The organism is Bacillus sp. AP50, from assembly GCF_040492675.1.
GTDB classification, from domain to species: Bacteria; Bacillota; Bacilli; order Bacillales; family Bacillaceae_G; genus Bacillus_A; species Bacillus_A cereus.
Window position 1 is genome coordinate 1 of record NZ_JBEUTW010000522.1, and the last position, 2,898, is coordinate 2,898.

Below are 2,898 nucleotides of genomic sequence, written 5' to 3' on the forward strand. Positions count from 1 at the left end.
CTAATATACCTTGCATTACAAGTTAATTCCATGTTATCTTCATTATAACACTTGCATTACAAGGTATTGTTATAGCCCTTTACCTTGTATTACAAGTTATTAAAAAAGATATACAACTAGGGGGCTAAAATGGCTGACTCAACACAAATGCTAAAAGGAATTCTGGATGGCTGTATTTTAGCTATCATTCAAGAAGGTGAAGTATACGGTTACGAATTAACAGAGAAATTGCATAGCTATGGTTTTCACTCTTTTAGTGAAGGTACAATCTATCCATTACTATTACGCATGCAAAAAGAAGGCTTGCTTACAAGCGAATTAAGAGAATCAACCGCTGGGCCTAAGCGAAAGTACTATCAGTTATCAGAATTAGGAGAGAAAGAATTAACTAGCTTTAAAGAGCGCTGGACCGATTTAAAGCTATCTGTGGAAAAAGTGATGAATAAAGGTGGCGAATAGAATGTTATCAACAAAATCCGAACAATTTTTAATCGAACTCAGAATGTATTTACTACAGCGCGGAAAAAAAGATGAAGATATAAATGCAATAGTGGAAGAGTTAGAAGTTCATTTAACAGAAGCCGAATCAAGAGGACAAAGTGTAGATCATATCATTGGAAAAAGCCGTAAACAGCATATGAAAAATATCGGGAAAGAACTTCCTACAGACAAAGAAGGGTTGCTCGTAATCATTCCCGCTGCTATTTTAGTTATTATTGCTTATATGTGCTTTGCTCCAGCTCTTAGAGGAGAATTCAAAATTTCACAAAACATATTGTTATTTGGATCACTACCAGTATTCTTAACGATTGCTATATTTGCAGTTGTATTTTTCAAAGGACTTCCGAAAGTATACCCATCTAAGAAAAACTCAATAATTCTTTTAATCACAACGCAGTTCATTACCATCGGTGGATGGGTCGGCTTTTATTTTTGGTTAGATGGACGCCTTGATACAGATTACTTTGTAACAACGACTATGCAAAATTATGCCATCGCTAGTGTATGTCTTCTTATTTTTATTTCATTCGCATTGTATACAAAATCATGGGCTACAATTTTAGCTGCATTCGTAATTTGTATCGGCCCACTTTTAGAACACGTTATTCCACCTGAAATAAACAAAGACCCGATGTATATTACACTAGCGGTTATCATTAGTGTGGTCATAGGTATTTTGCTAATCATCTATTTCTACAAGAAAGGAAAAGCCACTTCTAATGCTTAAGAAGTGGTTTTCTTTCTATTCCATAAAATTCAAATCATACTTTCTCCCCTTATTCTTACCTGTATAAGACAATTCCATCATTTGAATTAACCTTTTCGTTACTGAACTCGATTCGATATTTAGAAATTCTTTTACCTCTTTATTTGTAACCGTAGTTCCTAAAAGAAGTGCATAATCTTGCATGGCATATTTGTGTGCTTCTTTCAAAAAGATGACGCAAATAAATCGGTTGTTTCCGCTCTTTTATAATCATTCTAAGCACCCCTTTAAAATATATCGGCGCAAATTGAAATATATCAGCGATTCGACACAACATATCGACTGTTCGACAAAAACACTATACTTTTGGGCTATTAGCTAAATTATACATGTATACATTACAGCTATAAAACATTAAAAAATCACCTTGTCATCAAATGAAAAGGTGATTTTTTGTGAAACTCTATTAAAGTTTTCTAAGTTATACTTAATGAATATCATGCTTTTTGAAATTACCGCCCTTTACTTCTGCTACGTCATATACCGTAATAAAGGCACTTTCATCAATCTCATGAATAATTTCTTTCATTTTACTTTCTTCTAACCGGTTAATCACACAAGTGATTTCTTTAAATTTCTCTCTTGAATAACCGCCGTACACTTCATTATACGTTGCGCTTCGTCCTAAGCGCTCTCGAATTGTCTCTACCATTAATTCAGGCTCTTTTGTGATAATTTTAAATGTTTTAGAACCACTTAAACCTACTTCAACGATATGAATCACTTTAGAAGCGATAAAGTACGCAATTGCTGAAAGAATCGCCCCTTGCAGACCAAATACTGTTGAGACAACAATAAAGACAAACATATTTAAAAATAAGATGAGATCACTTGTCCCAAAAGGTAATTTTCGAGAAAGTAATACAGCTAACATATCGATTCCATCTAATGCGCCACCGTTACGCAATGCGAGTCCCATACCAAAACCGATGATAATACCACCAACAACGGTAACTAACAATGTATCACCGTGGATAATAGTTGGTACGTCATGCATCAAAACAGTACCGATTGCTAATGAAGCAATACCAATAATAGAATAAATAGCAAAATTTCTACCAATCTACTTATACCCTAACCAAACAAAAGGGATATTAATAACTGCAATTAGCAGACCTAATGGTAGTCCAAATAATTGTGAACTAACGATGCTTAAACCCGTCACACCACCGTCAGAAACGTTATTTGGGATTAATACAGCTTCTAGTCCATACGCGGTTATAAATGCCCCTATAATAATTGCCAATACTTTTAAAACAACTTTTAGTTTATTAGGCCCACGCTTTTTAATTGTATTCATGTCATTCTTCGTTTCAAACTATTTTCTCTTTTTATTCCTAATAATTATTTTAACATATTCTCTTTTTAAGTAGAAACCTTCACAATCTCTTCTAAAATGTAAAAAAGATATCCCATTTTCTTTTAAACTGCTTTTCAATAAAATGGAACAATTGCCTGAACTTTTTTGTTTTTAAATCGACTGTAAATAAAATATTATTTAGACCTTTAACATTCTTTTTTACAGGTAATGTAACAAATGCAAATGAGGGTGGCAGCTAATTGTCAGACAAGATAAAGTTAAAAATTCCATATTTTACATTAAATAAAAAAAGCAAAAGGGACGGTATGCA

3 protein-coding genes and 1 pseudogene are annotated in these 2,898 nt (G+C 33.3%); 2 read left to right on the forward strand and 2 right to left on the reverse strand.

Annotated features, from left to right (window positions below):
• Positions 1–129: 129 nt before the first annotated feature.
• Together ABWK52_RS25900 and ABWK52_RS25905 are read left to right on the forward strand one after the other, a co-directional pair.
• Positions 130–459, forward strand: coding sequence for a PadR family transcriptional regulator (locus ABWK52_RS25900; RefSeq protein WP_098508593.1), 330 nt, complete (start codon positions 130–132; stop codon positions 457–459).
• A 1-nt stretch (position 460) separates the two neighbouring features.
• Positions 461–1,228 (forward strand): NADH dehydrogenase subunit, encoded by a 768-nt coding sequence (locus ABWK52_RS25905; protein ID WP_098508595.1) that lies wholly within the window; start codon positions 461–463, stop codon positions 1,226–1,228.
• Between the two features lie 15 nt (positions 1,229–1,243).
• Here ABWK52_RS25905 and ABWK52_RS25910 read toward each other — a convergent pair whose 3' ends face one another.
• Together ABWK52_RS25910 and ABWK52_RS25915 are read right to left on the reverse strand one after the other, a co-directional pair.
• Positions 1,244–1,435: a hypothetical protein gene (locus ABWK52_RS25910; RefSeq protein ID WP_255289046.1), complete on the reverse strand. Its 192-nt coding sequence runs from the start codon at positions 1,433–1,435 to the stop codon at positions 1,244–1,246.
• Between the two features lie 259 nt (positions 1,436–1,694).
• A pseudogene (locus ABWK52_RS25915) lies at positions 1,695–2,567 on the reverse strand (YitT family protein).
• Between the last annotated feature and the right edge of the window lie 331 nt (positions 2,568–2,898).

Bases quoted from the DNA above. Each gene is read 5' to 3' on its own strand.
- ABWK52_RS25900 (WP_098508593.1), top strand. From the start codon at position 130: ATGGCTGACTCAACACAAATGCTAAAAGGAATTCTGGATGGCTGTATT.
- ABWK52_RS25905 (WP_098508595.1), top strand. From the start codon at position 461: ATGTTATCAACAAAATCCGAACAATTTTTAATCGAACTCAGAATGTAT.